The organism is Bradyrhizobium sp. SOJA106, from assembly GCF_059448745.1.
The window spans coordinates 3233719-3254209 of the sequence record NZ_CM182549.1; the positions used below are offsets into that span (position 1 = coordinate 3233719).

16 protein-coding genes and 2 riboswitches are annotated in these 20491 nt (G+C 65.5%); of the genes, 12 read left to right on the forward strand and 4 right to left on the reverse strand.

Annotation, left to right across the window (positions count from 1 at the left end; genetic code table 11):
• The first annotated feature begins 8 nt into the window (after positions 1–8).
• A riboswitch (cobalamin riboswitch) is annotated at positions 9–228 on the forward strand.
• Positions 229–265: 37 nt separating this feature from the next.
• From AC5V87_RS14480 to cobT, 3 genes are read left to right on the forward strand one after another with little or no spacing between them, the layout of a single operon-like run.
• Positions 266–943 carry an energy-coupling factor ABC transporter permease gene (locus AC5V87_RS14480; RefSeq protein WP_456839448.1) on the forward strand — a complete coding sequence of 226 codons (678 nt, stop codon included), beginning with the start codon at positions 266–268 and terminating at the stop codon, positions 941–943.
• A gap of 41 nt (positions 944–984) precedes the next feature.
• Positions 985–1734, forward strand: a complete 750-nt coding sequence (gene cobF / locus AC5V87_RS14485; protein WP_495371378.1) for a precorrin-6A synthase (deacetylating) — start codon at positions 985–987, stop codon at positions 1732–1734.
• A gap of 9 nt (positions 1735–1743) precedes the next feature.
• A complete protein-coding gene (gene cobT, locus AC5V87_RS14490) occupies positions 1744–2817 on the forward strand; it encodes a nicotinate-nucleotide--dimethylbenzimidazole phosphoribosyltransferase (RefSeq protein WP_495371379.1) in 1074 nt (357 codons plus the stop codon).
• 58 nt (positions 2818–2875) lie between these two features.
• On the opposite strand, the gene AC5V87_RS14495 is transcribed toward cobT, so the two are convergent.
• A complete protein-coding gene (locus AC5V87_RS14495) occupies positions 2876–3448 on the reverse strand; it encodes a histidine phosphatase family protein (RefSeq protein ID WP_495371380.1) in 573 nt (190 codons plus the stop codon).
• Between the two features lie 72 nt (positions 3449–3520).
• Positions 3521–3722, forward strand: a riboswitch (cobalamin riboswitch).
• A 114-nt stretch (positions 3723–3836) separates the two neighbouring features.
• Here AC5V87_RS14495 and AC5V87_RS14500 point away from each other — a divergent pair.
• Together AC5V87_RS14500 and AC5V87_RS14505 are read left to right on the forward strand one after the other, a co-directional pair.
• Positions 3837–6191, forward strand: coding sequence for a TonB-dependent receptor (locus AC5V87_RS14500; protein ID WP_495371381.1), 2355 nt, complete (start codon positions 3837–3839; stop codon positions 6189–6191).
• A gap of 12 nt (positions 6192–6203) precedes the next feature.
• Complete coding sequence (locus AC5V87_RS14505) at positions 6204–7634, forward strand: PepSY domain-containing protein (RefSeq protein ID WP_495371382.1); 1431 nt, start codon at positions 6204–6206, stop codon at positions 7632–7634.
• Between the two features lie 114 nt (positions 7635–7748).
• Here the strand turns inward: AC5V87_RS14505 and AC5V87_RS14510 are convergent, their stop codons facing one another.
• Both AC5V87_RS14510 and AC5V87_RS14515 read right to left on the reverse strand, forming a co-directional pair.
• Positions 7749–8441 carry an O-methyltransferase gene (locus AC5V87_RS14510; protein ID WP_456839443.1) on the reverse strand — a complete coding sequence of 231 codons (693 nt, stop codon included), beginning with the start codon at positions 8439–8441 and terminating at the stop codon, positions 7749–7751.
• Positions 8442–8546: 105 nt separating this feature from the next.
• Positions 8547–9371: an AraC family transcriptional regulator gene (locus AC5V87_RS14515; RefSeq protein ID WP_495371383.1), complete on the reverse strand. Its 825-nt coding sequence runs from the start codon at positions 9369–9371 to the stop codon at positions 8547–8549.
• Between the two features lie 354 nt (positions 9372–9725).
• Between AC5V87_RS14515 and AC5V87_RS14520 the strand changes: the two genes are divergently transcribed.
• The 6 genes from AC5V87_RS14520 (at position 9726) to AC5V87_RS14545 (ending at position 18291) form a co-directional block, all read left to right on the forward strand.
• On the forward strand, positions 9726–10904 hold the full coding sequence (locus AC5V87_RS14520) for an NAD-dependent succinate-semialdehyde dehydrogenase (protein WP_495371384.1): 1179 nt from the start codon (positions 9726–9728) through the stop codon (positions 10902–10904).
• Between the two features lie 760 nt (positions 10905–11664).
• Complete coding sequence (locus tag AC5V87_RS14525) at positions 11665–13674, forward strand: hydantoinase/oxoprolinase family protein (RefSeq protein WP_495371385.1); 2010 nt, start codon at positions 11665–11667, stop codon at positions 13672–13674.
• Positions 13671–15251 (forward strand): hydantoinase B/oxoprolinase family protein, encoded by a 1581-nt coding sequence (locus AC5V87_RS14530; RefSeq protein WP_495371386.1) that lies wholly within the window; start codon positions 13671–13673, stop codon positions 15249–15251. Before AC5V87_RS14525 ends, AC5V87_RS14530 begins: the two co-directional genes overlap by 4 nt.
• Before the next feature lie 10 nt (positions 15252–15261).
• Positions 15262–16557, forward strand: a complete 1296-nt coding sequence (locus AC5V87_RS14535; protein ID WP_495371387.1) for an aminotransferase class III-fold pyridoxal phosphate-dependent enzyme — start codon at positions 15262–15264, stop codon at positions 16555–16557.
• A gap of 137 nt (positions 16558–16694) precedes the next feature.
• Positions 16695–17627: an N-carbamoyl-D-amino-acid hydrolase gene (locus AC5V87_RS14540; protein ID WP_456839438.1), complete on the forward strand. Its 933-nt coding sequence runs from the start codon at positions 16695–16697 to the stop codon at positions 17625–17627.
• A gap of 4 nt (positions 17628–17631) precedes the next feature.
• Positions 17632–18291 carry a flavin reductase family protein gene (locus tag AC5V87_RS14545; protein ID WP_495371388.1) on the forward strand — a complete coding sequence of 220 codons (660 nt, stop codon included), beginning with the start codon at positions 17632–17634 and terminating at the stop codon, positions 18289–18291.
• On the opposite strand, the gene AC5V87_RS14550 is transcribed toward AC5V87_RS14545, so the two are convergent.
• On the reverse strand, positions 18288–18950 hold the full coding sequence (locus AC5V87_RS14550; RefSeq protein ID WP_495371389.1) for an aspartate/glutamate racemase family protein: 663 nt from the start codon (positions 18948–18950) through the stop codon (positions 18288–18290). The two genes, AC5V87_RS14545 and AC5V87_RS14550, sit on opposite strands and share 4 nt — an antisense overlap.
• Before the next feature lie 56 nt (positions 18951–19006).
• Here AC5V87_RS14550 and hydA point away from each other — a divergent pair, with 56 nt between their 5' ends.
• On the forward strand, positions 19007–20476 hold the full coding sequence (hydA, locus tag AC5V87_RS14555) for a dihydropyrimidinase (RefSeq protein WP_456839435.1): 1470 nt from the start codon (positions 19007–19009) through the stop codon (positions 20474–20476).
• Positions 20477–20491: the final 15 nt, after the last annotated feature.

The following is a 20491-nucleotide window of genomic DNA, read 5'->3' on the forward strand; positions in this document are numbered from 1 at the left end:
GCGAAAGGGGCACACAGGAGAGGCATGGTGCTCCATGCGGCGCAAAGCGCCGGAGCATAATCGGGAATGGGGATGGGCGGACCCAGTTGCGGCGCCCAAAACCCCAGCCGCCCCCGCGACTGTAAGCGGTGAGGGGCTCCGATCAGCCACTGGGCCGTAAGGTCCGGGAAGGCCGGAGAACCCCAGTGAACCGCGAGCCAGGAGACCGGCCGTGCATGTTTTGAGGCCAAGGCCGTCGGGTGTGACGGCAGGAAGGAACTGAGCCATGCATATCGAACCCGGCATCGTGACGGGCGCCAAGCTCGTATTGAGTTACGCAACCGGCATCGCCGCAGGCGGCGTTGCCTTGAAGCTCGCGGCCGAGACCGTACGCGAGCAGGGCATCACATCGTTCGCGGTGCGCACGCTCGCCACCACCGGCCTCGTCTTCACCTTCTTCGAGATCCTGCCGCACTTCCCGGTCGGCGTCTCCGAGGTGCACTTCATTCTCGGCTCGACGCTGTTCCTGCTGTTTGGCGCTGCGCCCGCGGCCTTCGGCCTCGCGTTCGGCCTCTTGCTCCAGGGCGTGTTCTTCGAGCCCGCCGACCTGCCGCAATACGGCATGAACGTCACCACGCTGCTGGTGCCGCTGTTCGGAATCCAGGCGATCGCCGCGCGGATCATCTCGCGCAACACGGCCTATGTTGATCTCAGGTATCGCCAGGCGCTGGCGCTCTCGACGACCTATCAGGCCGGCGTGATCGCCTGGGTGGCGTTCTGGGCGCTCTATGGCTCCGGCTTTGCCATGAGCAACCTCGCCAACATCGCGACGTTCGCGGCCTCCTATGCGCTCGTCATCGTGATCGAGCCGCTCGCCGATCTTGCGGTGCTGGCGCTGGCGAAGTCGCTGCGCGGCGTCACCGCGCCCGGCCTCGTCACCCCGCGCCTGCACAACGCGGCCTAGGAGACAAGGGGCGGCCGCTAACGCCGCCCCTCGCGCTCGCGATGCTCACGCTCTCTCTGATAGGCATCGGTTGCGGCGATCCCGCTCAGCTCACGCGCGCTGCGATCACTGCCATCAACGCGGCCGATCTCGTCCTGATCCCGCGCAAGGGGAGCGCGAAATCCGATCTCGCCGATCTCAGGCGCACGATCTGCGCGGATGTGCTCACGAGCGACAAGACCCGCATCGCCGAGTTCGATCTTCCCGTTCGCGATGCGGGTGAAGCCGACTACCGCAAGGGCGTGGACGATTGGCACGATGCCGTCGCCGCAACGTGGTCGCAGGCGATCGCAGATCATCTTGGCGGCAAGGGCAAGGTTGCGCTGCTGATTTGGGGCGATCCCTCGCTCTATGATTCCTCGCTGCGCATTGCGCGTCGACTCAATCCCTTGCCCGAGATCGAGGTCGTGCCGGGCATCACCTCGATCCAGGCGTTGTGCGCGGCGCATGCATTGCCGCTCAACGACATCGGCGAGCCTTTCCTTGTGACGACGGGACGCCGCCTGCGCGAAGGCGGCTGGCCGCAGGGCGTCGATACCGTGGTAGCGATGCTCGATGGCGGCACCGCATTCCAGTCGCTCGATCCGGCGGGGCTTCACATCTATTGGGGCGCCTATCTCGGCATGCCCGATCAGCTCATCCTATCCGGCGCACTGGTCGAGGTTGGACCGCGCATCGTCGCCGCGCGGCAGGAAGCGCGCGAACGGCATGGCTGGATCATGGACAGCTACATTCTCAAGCGCGGGCGTTAGCGAGGCAGCATGCTCCCCGAATGGGTCTACCAAAAGTGCCCCGACATCTCGACGGTCCATCGCGAGGCGGCGATTGCGCGGCAGGCGCAGCTAACGAAACCGACCGGCGCGCTCGGCCGGCTCGAGCAGCTCGCGATCGAGCTTGCCGGCCTGCAAGCGACTGAGCAGCCGCGCGCGGCTCGCGTGCCGGTCACCGTTTTTGCCGGCGATCACGGCATCGTCGCGCAGGGCGTCTCGGCCTATCCGCAAGCCGTGACCATCGCCATGATGGCGAATTTCGCCTCCGGCGGCGCGGCGATTTCGGTGCTGGCTCGCGAACTGGGTTCGAGCCTGGAAGTCGTCGACGCGGGCACGCTCGCGCAGGAGGCGATGACAGGCGTCGTCACCGACAAGCCACGCAGCGGTACGCGCGATTTCAGCATCGAAGCTGCGCTCACGCCTGAGGAACTGGCCTTCGCGTTTGAAGCTGGCCAGCGCGCGGTCGCGCGCGCGGCGGCCACCGAGCCCGATCTCCTGATCTTCGGCGAGATGGGCATCGGCAACACCACGACGTCGGCGGCGATCGCCGCCAGCCTGCTCGGCACCAGCGCCGAGGAGATCGCCGGCAGTGGCACCGGTGTCGACGCCGCCGGCCGCGCGCACAAGGCGCGGGTGATCGATGCTGCGATCGCACGGCATGGCGTTGCAGGCGCGGCGCCCGAAAAAATCCTGTGCGCCGTCGGCGGCCTCGAGATCGCCGCGATCTGCGGCGCAATCATCGCGGCTGCGCAGCGCCGCATTCCCGTGCTGATCGACGGTTTCATCGTCTCGGTGGCAGCGCTGGCCGCGACGCGCCTCAATCCCTCCTGCCAGCCGTTCCTGTTGCCCTCGCACCAATCTGCCGAGCAGGGGCATCGGCTGGTGCTGCGTGCATTGAACGTGCAGCCGCTGATCAGCCTCGACCTCCGGCTGGGCGAGGGATCGGGCGCCGCCATCGCGCTGCCGCTGGTGCGATCGGCCTGCGCTCTGCACAACGGCATGGCGACGTTCGCGCAGGCCAATGTGCCTGATAGGCCTAAGCGCGATGAGATCATCGCGCTCTAGGTTGTTGTTTGAGCATGATCTTTTCGAAAAACCGCTGCGCACTTTTCCGGATCATGCGTTAGCTGATCCGCTGATTGACGGAGACGACGCGCCAGCCAGCCGCGAGCCGGTCGATCCGGGTCAGCGACAGCGGATCGACGACAAAGCGCAAGGCCGCTTGCGGCGTGAGGTCCAGCGCGATGCAGAGCGCGGCGCGGATGGTTCCGGAATGGACGACCAAGTTTGCACAACCGGCGCTGATCCGCGAGAGACCCTGCCTGACACGTGCGACCTGATCCTCAAAGCTTTCGCCGCCCGGCGGCCTTCCGCGCGCTGGATCGCTCCAGAACTGTGCATAGGCATCGCCGCCTGTCGCGGCGAGTTCGTCATGCCGATGGCCGGTCCAGCCGCCAAAATTCTGCTCATTGAAATCGCTCACCAGCAGCGGCTCCAGCCCCAGCGCCCGTGCCGTCTCGGCCGTGCGCCGCGACGGGCTGGCATAGCTCGCAGCATCCCGCGGCAGGCGCTGCCGTAGCGCGTCGAGTTGCGCGCGATCGCCGAGATCAGCCGGCGCGTCGGCGGCATGGATCACGGCTTTGATGCCGTCGACGGGCGCATGCCGTATCAACCAGAGGAAGGTCTCGCCTTCCATGCTCGTCTCCAGGGAAGTTGGTGGCTGTGGCAATAACGCCGCAGCTTGCACATTGACTCTGTCTTGGTCGTAATCCTAGATGCCTTTGACGGTTTCCCCGAGAGGGGATGAAAAGGGAATGCGGTGCGGGGACATTGTCCCCAATGCCGTAGCTGCCCCCGCAACTGTAAGCGGTGAATCCTTCGTCAGAAGCCACTGGGTCCTCGGTCCCGGGAAGGCGACGAAGCGGTCACGACCCGCGAGCCAGGAGACCTGCCGTCAGCCGTGGTCATACGCGAAGATGTCGGTCGGGGAGTACAGACATTCGGCTTCATCGGGCGGCTGACAAGCCCAGGGTGAGACCTCGTTCGCTGTGACGTGCCACTGACGTCATACCGAGGTCCAAACCGTGCCTTCCATCCATATTGTACGACCGCGTCGTTTCCTGCTCGCCTCCGCCGTGCTCGCGGCGCTAGCGGTCGCAGATAATGTGCCCGCCGCGCTGGCGCAGCAGGCCCGCGAACAGCTGCCGCCCGTCGAAGTGTCGCCCGCCCAGTCCCGCAAGCAGGCGAGGCCGGCTGGCCGCGAACCCCAGAGCGCGCGGCGCACGGCAACGCGCAGGCCGGCGGCCGTTGCCCCTCAGCCGGTGGGGCCGGCTGCGACGGCGCAGAGGCCGCTCAACTCCAACGCGGTCGCGGAAAGCGCCTCGCGTCTCGGCTTGACCGTGCGTGAGACGCCCGCGACCGTCGAGGTGATCTCGGCCGAGACCATGCGCGAGCAGGGCTATCGCACCGTGTCCGAAGTGGCGCAGGGCGCGGTCGGCGTCACCTCTGGCGACAATCCAGCCGAGCCCGCGGCCTTCTCCATGCGCGGCTTCACCAACAGCCAGATCAACACGCTCTACAACGGCATCAAGATCGGTCCGCAGAATATGACCTCGCGGATCATGGATACGGCCAATCTGGAGGCGGTGGAATTCCTGAAAGGCCCGGGCTCGCTGATCTCGGGCGAGGGCGCCGCCGGCGGCGCCATCAACTTCGTCACCAAGCAGCCGCACACCGGACCGATCCGCAATGAGGCGGACTTCTCCTGGGATTCGCTGAACTCGTTTGGCGCCCATTACGGCTCGGGCGGCAGCACCAATGTCCAGGGCCTCGACTACCGCTTCGACATCAGCCGCTCCTCGCTCAACGGCTTTGCCGACGACACCAACACCAAAACGCTCGACGTCTCGGGTCAGCTCAACTACCGCATCTCCGACAGCCTGAAGGTCTGGAGCGCGATCGAGTATCGCGAAGACCGCGGTAGGGCCTATTGGGGCGCGCCGCTGGTGCCGATCGCTTTCAGCGGCTCGCATGCGACGAGCGGCATCGTTTCGGGCAATTACGTCTCCAACTACAACGGAACCAATCTCGGCGCTGTCACCATCGACGATCGCACCTTCAACACCAACTATAACGTCCTCGACAATCGCAACGTCGCGCAGGAAGTGTGGCTACGCGGAGGCTTCGAGCTGAAGCTCGCGCCCGACCTGACACTGAAGAGTCAGGCCTACGGCTATGGCGCCGAGCGCACCTGGTTCAACAATGAGGTTGAGGCATTCAATTCCGTTTCGAATCTCGTCAATCGCGAGCGCTTTTACGTCGCGCACAGCCAGCGCCTTGTCGGCAACGTCACCGATCTGATCTGGGACACGAACATCGCCGGGTTCGACAACCGTCTGGTCACGACGCTGTCGTCAAGCTATCTGGATTTCGTCAGACCCGGTGCTGCGAACTTTCCCGGCGACTCCGTCTCGCTTGTCGATCCCGCCCGCGGCTATTACGGCCTGCTGACGATCCAGCAGCAGACCGCCCGCATCGACAACGAGGCGCTGTCATTCGAGGACCGCTTGAGGCTGACGCGCAGCTTTGCGCTGGTCGGGGGCCTTCGTGTCGAACATATCGGGCTCGACCGCAACTCCACCGACGTCAACGGCCTGGTGAAGGCGGGCTTCCCGTTTGCGACGGACTGGGCACCAGCGACGGGACGCATCGGCTACACCTGGGAGGCCGTGCCCGGCTTGACCTTCTTCAGCCAGTACGCCACCGGCGCCGACGTTTCCGCCAACAACATCTTCCTGCTTGGGCCGACCCAGCCGCTCGACCTGACCACCGCACGCACCTACGAGACCGGCGTCAAGCATCTGTTCTGGGACAACAGGGCGGAGTGGTCGTTCTCCGCCTATGACATCCTGCGCAAGAACGTCTATGCCGCGGCCGGCGGCATGGCGCTCAACATCGCGGGGCGGCAGGAATCAAAGGGCGTCGAGCTCGCCGCCTCGGTGCGCCCGATCGAGCCGCTTCGCCTCTGGGGCAACATCGCCTATGTCGATGCAAGCTATGCCGGCTACAATTTCGTCGGCGGCTCGTTCTCCGGGAACACGCCGCCGAACGTGCCGAGCATCGTCGCCAATGCCGGCGCATCCTATCGCTTCTTCACGCCCTGGCCGATTGAGGTCGGTATCACCGGCCGTCATGTCGGAGATCGCTACAACACCGATGCCAATCTGGTGACGATGAAGGCGTACACCGTTGCCGACGCCTATGCCTTCGTCGATATCCCGAAGACGGTGTTCAACGGGGTCGATCAGGCCCGACTCACCTTTCGCATGCGGAACATCGCCGACAAGCGCTACGCGATCTGGGGCGATCCGTTCTATCCCGACCAGATCCTCCTGGGCGCGCCGCGCACCTACGAGCTCTCCGCCGCGTTCAAATGGTAGGGCGCTAGTCACATGATGAGCGCGATCGTCCTCTCGCATCGCTGGCTCGGGATCGCTTTCTGCCTGCTGTTCGCGATGTGGTTCGCAAGCGGGATCGTGATGCATTTCGTTCCGTTTCCGTCACTGACGGAAGCGGAGCGCTTTGCCGGACTGACGCCGATCGATCCTGCGGAGGTGAGGATCACCGTCGCCGAAGCCGTGACGGCAAGCGGGGCGGCGGATGCGACGCGCGCGCGGCTGGTCCAACGGGTCGATGGGCCGGTCTACATCGTGTCAGGGCGATCGCACCTCGGCGCGGTCCACGCGTTCGATGGACGGGACGCGAGTGTAACGTCTGCCGACATTGCGCTGGCTATTGCGCGGGCGAACGCCGAGCGGCGAGGGCTCGATCCCGCGCCGGCCGCAATCGTCGCGCGCGCGGACTATGACCAATGGAGCGTTCCGAACGGCTTTGACCGCCATCGGCCCTTGTTTCGCATCACCCTCGGCGACGCCGCAGGGAATGAGATCTATGTCTCGTCACGCACCGGCGAGGTCGTTCTCGATACGACCCGCAGCGAGCGTGGGTGGAATTGGCTCGGCAGCGTCTTGCACTGGATTTACCCGACCGTGCTGCGGCGCGATTGGGCGCTGTGGGACCGCGTGGTCTGGACGCTGTCACTGCTGGCCTCGATCGCGGCCTTGCTCGGTGCGGTGCTCGGGATCGTGCGGATCAGGATGCGGGGACGGGCGATCTCAACGCCGTACCGTGGCTGGCACGCCCTGCATCATCTCATCGGGCTCGCAGCAACGCTGTTCGTGCTGACTTGGATTTTCAGCGGCTGGCTGTCCATGGATCACGGCCGGCTGTTCTCGCGCGGGCAGTTGGCGGGCGCCGAAGCGCGCATGGTGGACGCCGCGCCGGACTGGACGGCCTCTTCGCGCGACGAGCTGGCGGCAGCGTCACCGGTCCACGAGGTCGAATGGTTCGCGTTCGGCGGCAAACTCTACCGTCGCGATCGGCTTGGTCTCGAATCGCAGACATTGGTCGGGGCAGGGGATGTGCCTCGCGATGGACACGTGGGAGCCCTGAGTGTGCGCGACATTCAGGAATTGACGAGGCGCCTTGCCGCCAACTGCGGCATGCCGTCCGTGCTCACGGAGTCTGACGACTATCCGGCGCAGTCCACCGTTCCCGGAGCGCCCGTCTACCGCACCCGATGCGGCGACGTCTGGTTCGATGTCGACGGCGCCGACGGCAAGGTGCTGCAAAGGCTGGATGCCTCGCGGCGGGCCTACCGCTGGTTCTACAGCGCGCTCCACACGCTCGATTTTCCGGTCCTCATGGCACATCCGCGCCTGCGCGAAATCCTGATTGTCGGACTTTGTGCGCTCGGGCTCGTATTCTCCGTGACCGGCATCGTCATTGGCTGGCGGCGTCTGCGGTCAACCCTTGCGGCTTGAACGACGGACCGGCCTCGTGTGTCCCTCACATCGGCTCGATGCCGATCGTCTCGATGATGCCGGCCCATTTGTTGGCGGGTCCATCACCAGCGGCTCGGCGCCCTGCTCGGCGGATCACCTTGTCTTGATCGTGAATTCGTTGCCGCGTCCTGGATCGAACGGAAGCGATAGCGAGAGGTAGCCATTTTCGGGATCGCGGACGTAGTCGATATAGCCCGAGGCCTCCTCGAACGCGTTCTCGCCGACGATGAGCGCGCCGGGCTTCAGATGCGGCTCCAGCAGCTTGAGAATAGGAAGATAGAGCGTGAAGGCGCCATCGAGCATCACCATGTCGATCTCGCCGCCGAGATCGGCCTGGAGGGTTTCCCGCGCATCGCCAAGCCGAAACGAGACCAAGTCCGCCAGCCCCGCGGCCGCGACGTTCGCTCGTGCGCGTTCGATCTTGCCGGGTTCGAGATCGGTCCCGATCAGGCGGCCGCCGCCCATGTCGCGCAAGCCCGCGGCCATGTAGATCGACGAAATTCCCATCGAGGAGCCGAACTCGACGATGCGGTTGGCCTTGCTGGCGCGGACGCACATGTAGAGGAAGCGTCCGAACCGCGGCGAGACGCTCAGAAAATTGTTCGCAAATCTGTGGTAGACCTCATTGAGATCGCGGCTCTCGGCCGCGATCGCCTGGCTGATCATCTCTTCGCGACTCGTGCCCTCGTTCATGTAGGCCTGCATCAGCGGCCCGTCGGCGATCTCCGCTTCCTGATGAAGACGACGGAGGACGTCGGCGACGAGGCCGCTGCTGATCGAATCCATGTATCCAGCTCCCTTGCAATGCGCCCGCCGGCGCGTTAGAGCCTGGATACGAAATTACATCTCAGATCGCATTCCGCGAACGGGACAATCGATTGCGGTTTTCGGTCAGTGTGCGCTGATGCGGCGTTCGGCGAGGTATCGCGCCGGCGGTTTGCCCAGCGCCTTGCGGAACATGGTGACGAAGGCGCTCGCGCCCTCATAGCCGAGATCCAGCGCCACGGCCTGTACCGAGGCGCCCTGGTCGAGGCGCTGGAGCGCGACGAAAATGTGGAGCTGCTGGCGCCACCGGCCAAAGCTCATGCCGGTCTCGCGTTGCAAGATCCGGGTGAGGGTGCGCGGGGCCACGGCGATGCGTCGGCCCCAATCCTCGATCGTCGCTCGGTCGGAGGGATCTTCCATCATCGCGCTCGCGATCCGGCGCAGCCTGGCATCCGCAGGCATCGGCAGCCGCAGCTCCTCGACCGGAGCGGCGGCGAGCTGGTCGAGCAGCACCGTGGCGATTCGGCCGTCGGGCCCGTCAACGTCGTACATGACAGGCATGTGGGTGGCATGCACCAGCAGGCTCGCCAGCAAAGGTGAGATCGAGAGCGCGCAGCATTGCCGCGGAAGCATTGGCATTGCATCCGGTTCGATGAACAGGCAATACATCTCGACATCGCCCGCGATGCTCACGCCGTGCGGCACGTTGCCGGGAATCCACACAGCGCAACGCGGCGGCACGATCCAGACGCCGTGCTCGGCCTCGAGCCGGACAATGCCCCGCAAGGCGAGAACGAGTTCGTCTTTGCGATGCGCGTGCATCGCGAGCTCCATTCTCTTGGTGACCATGCGGCTACCGAAGGCGGTGAGGGTGCGCGGCACGGTGTCAGGATCGAAGTCCCCGAGATCATCGGGGAGGAATTGGTCGTCGGCGAGCCGGAAGAAGGGCATGGCGGGCGGTGATTGTCCGGATGCAATGGACTGCGTCAACATATCGGCCCGCGATCGAGACATTCAACACAGTCGGTCCCAATCTCGATCAGTTCTAACCAGCCCGCCTCGGTAGCGTTTTGCGCTCCTTGCGGCCGGACGAGCTCGCGCCGCCGGAGGCGGGCTCTACAAACGTTCTGGCTATCGCGGGCCAGTACCAACAGCTCCGTGATCATGGCCGCCGAGAAGATCAGCGATGCGTTGCTGCGGCATCATTGATCCCTTTTCCGTGACCGCCTTTCGGTGTAGCTCTGCGCCGGCTTGAAACGGGGGGCGCCAAGCCCGCCGATGCGCGAAATCACGGAGGCAACGAGGATGTATCCGAAAGTTCAAATGTTCATCGCCGGCGAGTGGACCGACGGCACGTCCGGCAAGTCGGAGGACATCCTCAATCCCGCCACGGGCCAGCCGATCGGCAAGACCCCGCACGCCTCGAAAGCGGACCTCGACCGCGCGCTCGAGGCCGCCAAGGCCGGCTTCGAGCTCTGGCGCAAGACCTCGCCGTTCGCGGCCGACATCATCCGCTCCCGTGCCGCCGAGATCTCGGCAGCGCTCGCTGCGGGCTGCTCGATCATCGTCAAGGGTCCGGAAGAGACGCCTGCGAGCTGCATGGAGCTGGTGCGCGCCTATGCCGATGCCGGCATTCCGCCCGGCGTCGTCCAGCTGGTGTTCGGCGTGCCGGCGGAAGTATCGGAATATCTCATCCCGCACCCGATCATCCGCAAGATCAGCTTCACCGGTTCGACCGCGGTCGGCAAGCATCTGGCTGCGCTGGCCGGTCTGCACATGAAGCGCGTGACCATGGAGCTCGGCGGCCATGCGCCGGCGATCGTGTTCGCGGATGCCGATCTCGACAATGCCGCGAAGATCCTTTCGGCCAACAAGTTCCGCAATGCCGGCCAGGTCTGCGTCTCGCCGACGCGCTTCCTGGTGCATGAAAGCGTGTACCAGCCGTTCGTCGACAAGTTCGTCGCGGCCGCCAAGAGCCTCAAGGTCGGCAACGGCCTCGACAAGGACACCCGCATGGGTCCGCTCGCCAATCCACGCCGCGTCGATGCCATGGAAGGTTTCGTCTCCGATGCCGTCCAGCGCGGCGCCAAGGTGCAGGCCGGCGGCAAGCGCATCGGCAATGAAGGCTTCTTCTTCGAGCCGACGGTGCTGACCGATGTGCCGCGCGATGCCCGCATCATGAATGAGGAGCCGTTCGGGCCTCTGGCGCCGATCACCTCGTTCCGCAGCTATGACGAGGTGGTGGCCGAGGCGAATCGTCTGCCCTACGGACTTGCGGCCTATGCCTACACGACCTCGACCAAGACGATGCAGGCGATCGGCGCCGATGTCGAGAGCGGCATGGTCTCGATCAACCATCACGGCCTCGCGCTGCCCGAAGTGCCGTTCGGCGGCATCAAGGATTCCGGCTACGGCTCCGAAGGCGGTCTCGAGGCGATCGAAGGTTACCTCAACACGAAGTTCGTGACGCAGGCGAGCGCGTAAAGTCAGACGCGGTGTCATTCCGGGGCGCGCGGAGCGCGAGCCCGGAATCCATCGCACAGCACGCTACGCGTACAAATGGATTCCGGGCTCGCACCAAGTGGCGCGCCCCGGAATAAGGGCGGAGAGTACCTGCGTTGCCTGACGGGCGAGACATGGACAACAGCCGCCATCGCAAAACTTTCTCGAGCAGCCGACGCGGCAAGGCGCGGCTGCAGGTCGAAGATGCCACTCCGCTGCTTGCGAGAATCGCGGCTTGCATCGGCTCCGGTCCCCGCAAGGCACCATCCGGACCGGCAATTTCCTCCCTTACTGTTCGTATAATAAAGCGAGGCTGAGCCGACTGTGGTGCATGGCTCATAGGCAGGCGGTGATCCCGCACTGCCGGTCGATCGCCTGCAAATTAGACAGTCGATTGTGCGCGCTTCGATTGCAGTGCAGCGGCACCGCGATTCACGCGGCAAATTTCGTGGTGCGCCGCACTCGTCCGGCGCGCCTTAGCCCGCGCTTGTGTGCTCTTTGCGCGGGCACCGCTGCACCAAAACGTGCAGCCGATGTTGCAGCGCGCGATGCCGCGTATCTTCTGGTCTAGCGGATTGCGACAACTCTGGCCCTATCGCGAAGCCTTCGCTCTGTCGCACGCTCCCGTCCGGTGGCATGACAGGGGATGCATGATGAGCGCTCGGTTCGGCATTCGACGTTGCGATGGATGGGAACGACCCGGCGTCCGGTCCGGACGTCACGCGTAGGCTGATCCCTGCACATGAGCTCTTCCGAACATCACTGGGCAGTCGGCACCGATATCGGCGGCACCTTCACCGACATCATCGCCATCAGGCGCGGCTCCACGGAGACGCGGATCGCAAAAGTGCCGTCGCGGCCCCACGCGCCCGTCGAGGCGATGCTGGAGGCGATCGAGGCGGTGGGCCTTCGCAAGAGCGAGGTCAAGCGCTTCGTCCACGGCACCACACGCGTCACCAACGCCATCGTCGAGAACCGGTTGCCGAAGGTGGCGCTGGTCGCGACGGAGGGATTTGCCGACGTGCTGGAGATCGCGCGCTATCGCCGCCGCGATCTCTACCGGCTCGACATTCCGCCGAAATCGCCGCCGCTGGTGCCGCCGGAACGATGTTTTGGCTTGGCCGAGCGCCTCGATCACGAGGGGCGGGTGCTGAAGGCGCTGGATGAAGCGGAGATCGAGCGCCTGGTGGATTGGCTGAAACAGACCGGCGTCCAGAGCGTCGCCGTGGCCTTGCTTCACGCCTATGCCAACCCGGTGCATGAAAGGATGGTAGGCGAGCGGCTCAAGGACGTCGTCGCTCATGTCTCGCTCTCGCACGAAGTCAATCCCGAGGCGCGCGAATACGAGCGGACCTCTGCCACCGTGTTCAACGCGGCGGCGATGCCGATCGCGGTGGAATATCTCAGCGAACTGGAGCAGCGGCTGCCGATCGGCGCGGGCTTGCAGGTCTTTCATTCGGCGGGTGCCATGGTTCCGATTTCGGCGGTGAAGCGGCGGCCGCTGGTGATGGCGATGTCGGGCCCCGCCGCCGGCGTCTCGGCCTCCGTCAGCATCGCGCGCCAGCTCGGCACGCCGCGCATGCTCACCTTCGACATGGGCGGCACCACGACGGACGTCTGCCTGATCATTGACGGCCAAGCCGAGTTGGCCGACGGGCGCATGCTCGGGGACAGGCCGCTGCGCCAGCCGATGCTTGCGGTTCATTCCATCGGCGCGGGCGGCGGATCGATCGTGCGCAACGGTCCCGGCGGTCTGACCGTCGGCCCCGAGAGCGCCGGCTCCGAGCCCGGACCGGCCTGCTACGGCCGCGGCGGCGTCGAGCCGACCATCACCGATGCCAATGCCGTGCTCGGCTATCTCAATCCCGAAACGAAACTTGGTGATCGTATCGGCATCGATACCGAATCCGCCAAGCGCGTCATCCAGCCAATCGCGCAGGCCCTCGGCCTCAGCCTGACCGAAACGGCGCTGGGCATCATCAAGGTCGCGAACGCGACCATGGCCCGCGCGCTCCGGCGCGTCACGGTCGAGCGTGGCATCGATGGGCGCGACTGCATGCTGCTCGCCTTCGGCGGCGGCGGTCCCATGCATGCAGCAGGACTTGCCGATCTCTACGGCATTGCGGAGGTCGTCGTGCCCAGCGCCTCGAGCGCATTCTCGGCGCTGGGCTGTCTCACCGCCGATTTCAGCTTCCTCCAGCAGCAGACGCTTCGCGCCGCCCTCGACGGCACCGATCTCGTTCGCGTGTCGGATCGGATCGCCACCTTGATCGAGGACGCGTCCGCACCGCTGATCGCCAACGGCGTTGTGAAGGAGGAGATCCAGGTCGAACTGGTGGCTTTGATGCGCTATGCGGCGCAAAACGACGCTATTCCGGTATCATTCACGCTCCCGCTCGACGTCGGCAAGCTGAAGCAGGATTTCCTGACGCGGCATCACGAGCTGTTCGGCTATGCGACCGGCGAGCCCTGCGTCATCGAATCCGTGCGGGTCCAGGCACGCCGCCCATCGACAACCGTGGTCAGCCGACCGGCGACCGCGGTGAGGGCGGTGTCGTCGGGCCAGCGGACCTGCTCGTTCGACGGCTTCCACGATATTGCGACAGCGATCATCGACCGCGCCGCGCTGACCGACATCGTCAGCGGTCCCGCGATCATCGAAGACGCATGGTCGACCGTGGTGGTGCCACCCGGCTGGCAGGCCAAACCTGACGCCGCCGGCAACCTGTTCCTGACGCGGAGGGCGGCATGAAGCTCGATCCCTTCGTCGTCGAAGTCATCAGGCAGGGGCTCTCGGCCGCGGCCGAGGAGATGAGCCTCGTGATGACGCGCTCGGCGCGCTCGCCGCTGCTGCGCGAGGCCGGCGATTTGTCGTCCGCGATCACGGATGGTCGCGGCGGCCTGGTCGGGCAGGGCCGCGACATCCCGATCCATCTCGGCGCGATGGCCTACACGATCCCCGAACTCTTGAAGATAATGCCGATCGAGAGCCTGAACGACGGCGACGTCGTGATCTATAATGTCGGTGCGCTCGGCGGCAATCATCTCAACGACGTCAAGGTCGTGCGGCCAGTGTTCGTCGACGGCGAGATCGTGGCCTTCGCTGTCAGTCTCGCGCACTGGCCCGACATCGGCGGCACCTGGCCCGGCAGTTATTTCGCCAAGGCCGTCGACACCTTCCAGGAGGCGATGCGGATTCCGCCGGTGCTGATTGCGACGGCGGCCGGCGTCAACACGCCGATCGTGCAGCTGCTCAAGGCCAACGTTCGCGATGCCGAGTCCTGCGAGGGCGACCTGCTCGCCCAGATTGCGGCGACAAAGGCAGGCGAGAAGCGCATTGTCGAGCTTTGCCGCGAGCACGGCAAGGCGGTGTTCATGGCGACGCAATCGCGTCTGCACGATCTTTCCGAGCTCGAGATGCGCGAGGCGCTGCGCGATCTGCCGGATGGCGTCTACGAGGGCGAGGACTATCTCGACGACGGCAGCGAGAACAACGCCCCGGCGCGCATCCATGTGAAGATCACCATTCGCGGCGACGAGGCCACCTTCGACCTCTCTGGAAGCTGCGATCGCGTCACCAACTTCTGCAACACGACGCCGTTCATGGCGCGTTCGGCCGTCGCCTATGCCGCGCGCATCATGAGCGGGCGTGACATGAACCAGAACGCCGGCGCGCTGCGGCCTCTGACCATCATCACACGCCCGGGCTCGATCCTGGAGCCGGGCTGGACCGGGTCGGTCGCCGCCGGCAATCACGAGACGTCCATGCGCATCGTCGATGCGATCTTTCGCGCCATGCAGGACACGATCCCGGAACGTTTGTCGGCGGGCGGCGCGACCACTGCCGGCGTCCTGTTCTTCGCCGAGCCGCGGCCGAACGGTTCCTGGAAGATGCTCTACGAGGTTCACGGCGGCGGCGAGGGCGCGCGGCATGACCGGGCCGGCACCTCGGCGACGCGGGTGCATCTGTCGAACACCTCGAACACGCCGGTCGAGGTGATCGAGGCGAACTACGCGATTCGCCTCGAGCAGCAGGCCGTCCGCCGGCAGTCCGGCGGCGCCGGCGCGCATCGCGGCGGTGACGGCTCCGTTCGCACCTACCGCATCCTCGCACCTTCGATGCATCTGACCACCTGCATCGAACGGATGGTGATCGCGCCCTGGGGCATGCAGGGCGGCGAGTCCGGCAAGGCTTGCCGCATCTCGCTGGTCAGGCAGGGTGCGAACGTCGCGATCGACGGCAAGTCGAACCTGGTGTTGCAGCAAGACGATCTCGTCACGATCGAGATGTGCGGTGGCGGCGGCTACGGCGTCGCGGTCATGAAGTGAGGGACTCGCGATGAGCAGATTGTTGCGAACCGGGCTGAACGCGGGCGAGGCGGCGCCGATGGCTGTCGTCGGCGGCGAGGGCGTCTATTTTCATCTGTCGGACGGCCGCAAGCTGATCGACGGCAGCAATACCGGCGGCGGTCTCGGCCATCGCCACCCCGCGATGGTGGAGGCGATCTGCCGCGCGGCCGATACGCCCGTTGTCAACGAAGGCTGGACCTGGGTCGGCCGCGAGCAGGCCGCGGACGATCTGATGGCAACCGCTTTCAGGGGCGAAGAGGATTGGGTCGGCGCTGTGCGCTTCTGCATCAGCGGCAGCGAGGCCAACGACATGGCGCTGTCGCTCTGTCAGGCACTGACGCAACGCTCCGCGCTGGCGACGCGCGAGCGCGCCTATCACGGCATCACAGGGCTGTCGCGCAGCATGACGGTGCAACCGCAATGGCACGGCGGTCTCGCCGTACATACCGGCGGCTCGAAGCTGCCGGCACCGATGGCACCGGTGCGGATCTTGCCGGCCCCGGATGGCGCGATTTATGGTGGGCCGGCCAATAACACCCCGCCGAGCGAATATCTCGCGGATGCCGCGCGTCTGCTCTCGGACACGGCGGCAACGATCATCGATTACACCCAAGGCGGCATCTATTACGACGGCGCCTATCAGGACGAGGTGGCGCGCTGTGCGCGACAAGCCGGCTCCAACTGGATCGCGGATGAGGTCGTTACCGGTGCAGGCCGCGCCGGCCGCTGGTTCGCGTTCCAGGGCGCGCAAAGCCGCCCCGATATCGTGACGCTCGGCAAGTCGCTTGGTGGCGGTGCGGCGGCGGTCGCCGCGGTCGTGGTGTCCAAGGACATCGTTGAGCGGCTCAAGGGGACAAGCTGGCAGAACTACGGCACGCTGCGCGGCCATCCGATCAGCATGGCTGCCGTCAGCGCGTATCTTAAGGTCGTCAGCGGCGACAAGATTCTGGAACACGTTCAGAAGCTGGAGAAGCTGTTCGCCCGACGCCTCCTAGCGATCGCGCAAAAGCATCCGAGCGTGCGGCGCGTGGCCGGGCAGGGTTTGCACTGGACAGTGGAGCTGCACGGCCCGGACTGGCGCAGCTGGCACGCCGACACAACCGAAGTGCCGATCGCCTCGCGGGTCGCGGAGCGGGCGCTGGAGGCCGGCGCGGTGATCGGGACCAGCGGCGAGCAAACCTCGCTGTTCCTGGCGCCGCCCCTTGTGATCTCCGAGCGCGAAGCCGGGCAGCTTCTGGACGCGCTCGACCATGGCCTCGACATCGCCGACAGGGAGCATGGCTGAATGCGAAGCATGCAATGCACATCTTGCCGTCGCGCGGGCCTCCGGCTGGAAATGTCCGGCGAGGCTGCGCTAAGCTCCGCGCGCCGGCACGTCCCCGAAATGGCAGTCTCTGCCAAGACATCACCAGGAAATCGCTGATGCGCATCGTCAATGTCGCCGCTGCCCAGATGGGCTCGATCCAGAAAGCCGACAGCCGCGAGGCCGTGATCAAGCGTATGATCGCGCTGATGGACGAGGCCAAGAGCAAGGGCGCCGACCTGATCGTCTATCCGGAGCTGGCGCTGACGACGTTCTTTCCCCGCTGGTACGTCGAGGACCGCTCCGAGTTCGACAGTTGGTTCGAGCGCGAGATGCCGAATGCGGCGACGAAGCCGCTGTTCGAGCGTGCGTCGCAGCATCAGATGGCCATGAACTTTGGCTATGCCGAGCTGACGCCCGACGGCCACCACTTCAACACCGCCATCCTGACCGACAAGTCCGGCAAGATCGTCGGCAAATACCGCAAGGTCCATCTACCGGGTCATGTCGACTACGACACCAAGCGCTCGCATCAGCATCTGGAGAAGCGCTATTTCGAGCCCGGCGATCTCGGCTTCAAGGTCTGGCGCGAGCTTGGCGGCATCATCGGCATGGCGATCTGCAACGATCGCCGCTGGCCCGAGACCTATCGCGTCATGGGCTTGCAGGGCGTCGAGATGGTGCTGATCGGCTACAACACGCCGTCCGTGAACGCTGAGAAGAGTGAAGAAGGCGTCGAGAAGCGCCTGTTCCACAATCGCCTGTCCGTGCAGGCCGGCGCCTATCAGAATGCGACCTGGGTGGTCGCGGTGGCCAAAGCCGGCAATGAGGACGGCCATGCGTTGTTCGGTGGCAGCCTGATCGTCGATCCCGATGGCGAGATCGTCGCGGAGGCCAGGACCGAGGAGGACGAGCTTCTGGTTCACGCTTGCGATCTCGATGCCACCACCTTCGGCAAGAGCACGATCTTCAACTTCGCGGCGCACCGCCGCATCGAGCATTACGGCTTGATCACCAGTCGCACCGGCGCGGTGCCGCCGCCCGAGACGTGAGCCGATGGCGGACAAGGGCATCTCCATGCGCGAGCTCGACCCGCGCGATCGCTACAAGCTGCTTTGCGGCGTGGTCGTGCCGCGGCCGATCGCGCTGGTGACGACGCTGGACCAGAACGGAGCCGTGAATGCCGCGCCGTTCAGCTTCTTCAACGTATTCTCGGAAAACCCCGCGCTGATCGTGCTCGGGCTCCAGCACAAGCCGGATCACAGCCCGAAGGACACCACCCGCAACATCCACCGCGACGGCGAGTTCGTGGTGCACATGGTCGACGAGGCGCTGTCGGTCGCCATGAACGACTGCGCCGTCGACTTTCCCTCCGGCGACAGCGAGGTCGCCGCGACAGGGCTCGCCGCGCTTCCCTCCGTCGATGTCAAGGTGCCGCGTCTGGCTGCCGCGCCCTTCGCTCTGGAATGCAGGCGCCACGTCGTGCTGACCTTCTCGCCCGATCGCGAACTCCTGGTCGGCGAAGTGCTCAGGATTCACGCCCGCGAGGGCCTCGTCGATGAGGCCAATATGTACGTCGATCTCGACGCCTATCGGCCGATCGGCCGCATGTTCGGCAATCTCTACACGACGCAGCGGGATACGTTTGCGCTTGTCCGCGAGAGCCATGCGCAATGGCTCGCGCGGCAGGACCAAAAAGAGCTGAAGGACGCCTAGTGAGCCGAGAACTGCACCGCACCCAGCGCCATGGTGACGGCCGCCTGTGTCGGGTCGATCACGGGAATGCGCAGCGCGTCTTCCAGCGGGCGGCGGTGACGCGCCATCCCGGCGCAGCCCATCACGATGGCGCAGGCGCCGTCCTCGTCCCGCAGCGCGCGGCCGACCTCGATCATCCTGGCCAGCGTGCCTTCGCCCGAGGCGGTCTCCGCAACGCTCATGTTGAGCGGCCGCTCGCCAGCGAGGCGCTCGGTCAGCCCCATCTGCCTGAGATAGCGCATGTGCCGCGGGATCGAGCGCTGCGCGATCGCGATGACACCGAAGGTTTCGGCGCGGGCGAGCGCCGTCAGCACACCGCACTCGGCAATGCCGAACACCGGCCGCTCGGTGCCTTCGCGGCAGACCTGAAGCCCGGGATCGCTGTAGCAGGCGATCACGAACGCGGCCGAGCTGTTGTCGACTTCGACGAGGCGGCGCAGCGGCATCGCGACACTGTCGACATCGGCCTGGCTCTCGATGCCGAACGGACCCTCGGCCAGCGACTGGCAGACCAGTTCCGGCCCGCCCCCGAAGCCGAGCGGCTTCAACGCATCCTCGAGTCCTCGCGTGACCGCAGGATTGGAGTTCGGATTGATGACGAGAATGCGCGGCCGGGACATGATGGTCTTCCTGCGAAATTGCGATTGCGAGCCTTGAGCCTATCACGGAGTGCCTCATGACTGAACCCGCCTACGACCTGATCATCCGCGGCGGCCGCGTCGCCACCACCACGGACGTCTTCGAGGCCGACGTCGCGATAACAGGCGAGACCATCGCGGCGATCGGCCGCGGACTTCCGGCAGGCAAGCGCGAGATCGACGCGCGCGGCAAACTGGTGTTGCCCGGCGGTGTCGACAGCCACGCTCATATCGAGCAACTGTCCGCCGCCGGCATCATGAATGCCGACACCTTCGAGAGCGCGACCGTGTCGGCGGCCTTCGGCGGCACCACCACGGTGATCCCATTTGCCGCTCAGCATGTCGGCATGAAGCTGCCGCAGGTGGTGGAAGACTATCACGCGCTCGCCAAGAAGGGCGCTGTGATCGACTATGCCTTTCACATGATCATTGCGGATGCGACCAGGGAGACGGTCGAGGAGCACATCCCGGCGCTGGTGAAGCAGGGCCACGGGTCGATCAAGATCTTCATGACCTATGACCGGCTCAAGGTGGATGACGAGCCGCTGCTCGACATTCTCCTGGCCGCGCGCCAGTCCGGCGCGATGCTGTGCGCTCATGCGGAGAACCACGGCATCATCGCCTGGATGGTGAAGCGGCTGCTTTCGCGCGGCTACACCATGCCGAAATACCACGCCGTCAGCCACGCCCGCGTCTCGGAGGCGGAAGCCTTCACCCGGCTGATCGGCATGGCGGCGCTGATCGACCAGCCAATCATGATCTTCCACGTCTCGACCGCCGAAGGCGCCAAGGTGATCCGCGACTCGCGCGGGCAGGGATTGAAGGTCTTCGCCGAGACCTGCCCGCAATACCTGTTCCTCACCGCGGATGATCTCGACAAGCCCGGTGCTGAAGGCGCCAAATGGATGTGCAGCCCGCCGCCGCGCACGCATGCCGACCAGGAGGCTCTGTGGCAGGCGCTGTCGCTCGGCGATCTCCAGACCATCTCGTCGGATCATGCGCCCTATCGCTATGACGAGACCGGCAAGCTGCGCGCCGGTCCCAATCCGAATTTCAAGCAGATTGCCAACGGCCTGCCGGGGCTGGAGCTGCGGCTACCGCTGCTGTTCGACGCGATGGTCTCGAAGGGCCGGCTGGGCCTGGAAAAATTCGTCGAGCTGACCGCGACGGCCCCGGCGAAGATCTACAATCTGCATCCGCGCAAGGGTTCGATTGCGGTCGGTGCGGACGCAGATATCGCGATCTGGGATCCCAACCGCGAGGTCACCGTCGCTGACGAGATGATGCACGACCTTGCCGGCTACACACCGTTTGCGGGCCGCAAGCTGAAGGGCTGGCCGGTGTCGGTGCTCTCGCGCGGCCGCCTCATCATCGACGGCAACAAGTGCCTCGCGAGCGCCGGCAGTGGACAATTCCTCGCACGCAGCGGCGGCGAGGCGGCAAAGCCCACTGGCCGGCTCGTCGCCGACATGGATCCAGAACGGAATTTCGGAGCGAAGCTGCTGTGATGGTGGATCGCGCGC

Excerpts from the sequence above, each read along its gene's own strand:
- AC5V87_RS14480 (WP_456839448.1), top strand. The coding sequence starts at position 266 with ATGCATATCGAACCCGGCATCGTGACGGGCGCCAAGCTCGTATTGAGT.
- AC5V87_RS14550 (WP_495371389.1), bottom strand. The coding sequence starts at position 18,950 with ATGTCCCGGCCGCGCATTCTCGTCATCAATCCGAACTCCAATCCTGCG.
- AC5V87_RS14495 (WP_495371380.1), bottom strand. The coding sequence starts at position 3,448 with ATGGAAGGCGAGACCTTCCTCTGGTTGATACGGCATGCGCCCGTCGAC.
- AC5V87_RS14520 (WP_495371384.1), top strand. The coding sequence starts at position 9,726 with ATGTATCCGAAAGTTCAAATGTTCATCGCCGGCGAGTGGACCGACGGC.
- AC5V87_RS14535 (WP_495371387.1), top strand. The coding sequence starts at position 15,262 with ATGAGCAGATTGTTGCGAACCGGGCTGAACGCGGGCGAGGCGGCGCCG.
- AC5V87_RS14530 (WP_495371386.1), top strand. The coding sequence starts at position 13,671 with ATGAAGCTCGATCCCTTCGTCGTCGAAGTCATCAGGCAGGGGCTCTCG.
- AC5V87_RS14525 (WP_495371385.1), top strand. The coding sequence starts at position 11,665 with ATGAGCTCTTCCGAACATCACTGGGCAGTCGGCACCGATATCGGCGGC.
- AC5V87_RS14515 (WP_495371383.1), bottom strand. The coding sequence starts at position 9,371 with ATGCCCTTCTTCCGGCTCGCCGACGACCAATTCCTCCCCGATGATCTC.
- AC5V87_RS14545 (WP_495371388.1), top strand. The coding sequence starts at position 17,632 with ATGGCGGACAAGGGCATCTCCATGCGCGAGCTCGACCCGCGCGATCGC.
- hydA (WP_456839435.1), top strand. The coding sequence starts at position 19,007 with ATGACTGAACCCGCCTACGACCTGATCATCCGCGGCGGCCGCGTCGCC.
- AC5V87_RS14540 (WP_456839438.1), top strand. The coding sequence starts at position 16,695 with ATGCGCATCGTCAATGTCGCCGCTGCCCAGATGGGCTCGATCCAGAAA.
- cobT (WP_495371379.1), top strand. The coding sequence starts at position 1,744 with ATGCTCCCCGAATGGGTCTACCAAAAGTGCCCCGACATCTCGACGGTC.
- AC5V87_RS14505 (WP_495371382.1), top strand. The coding sequence starts at position 6,204 with ATGATGAGCGCGATCGTCCTCTCGCATCGCTGGCTCGGGATCGCTTTC.
- AC5V87_RS14510 (WP_456839443.1), bottom strand. The coding sequence starts at position 8,441 with ATGGATTCGATCAGCAGCGGCCTCGTCGCCGACGTCCTCCGTCGTCTT.
- cobF (WP_495371378.1), top strand. The coding sequence starts at position 985 with ATGCTCACGCTCTCTCTGATAGGCATCGGTTGCGGCGATCCCGCTCAG.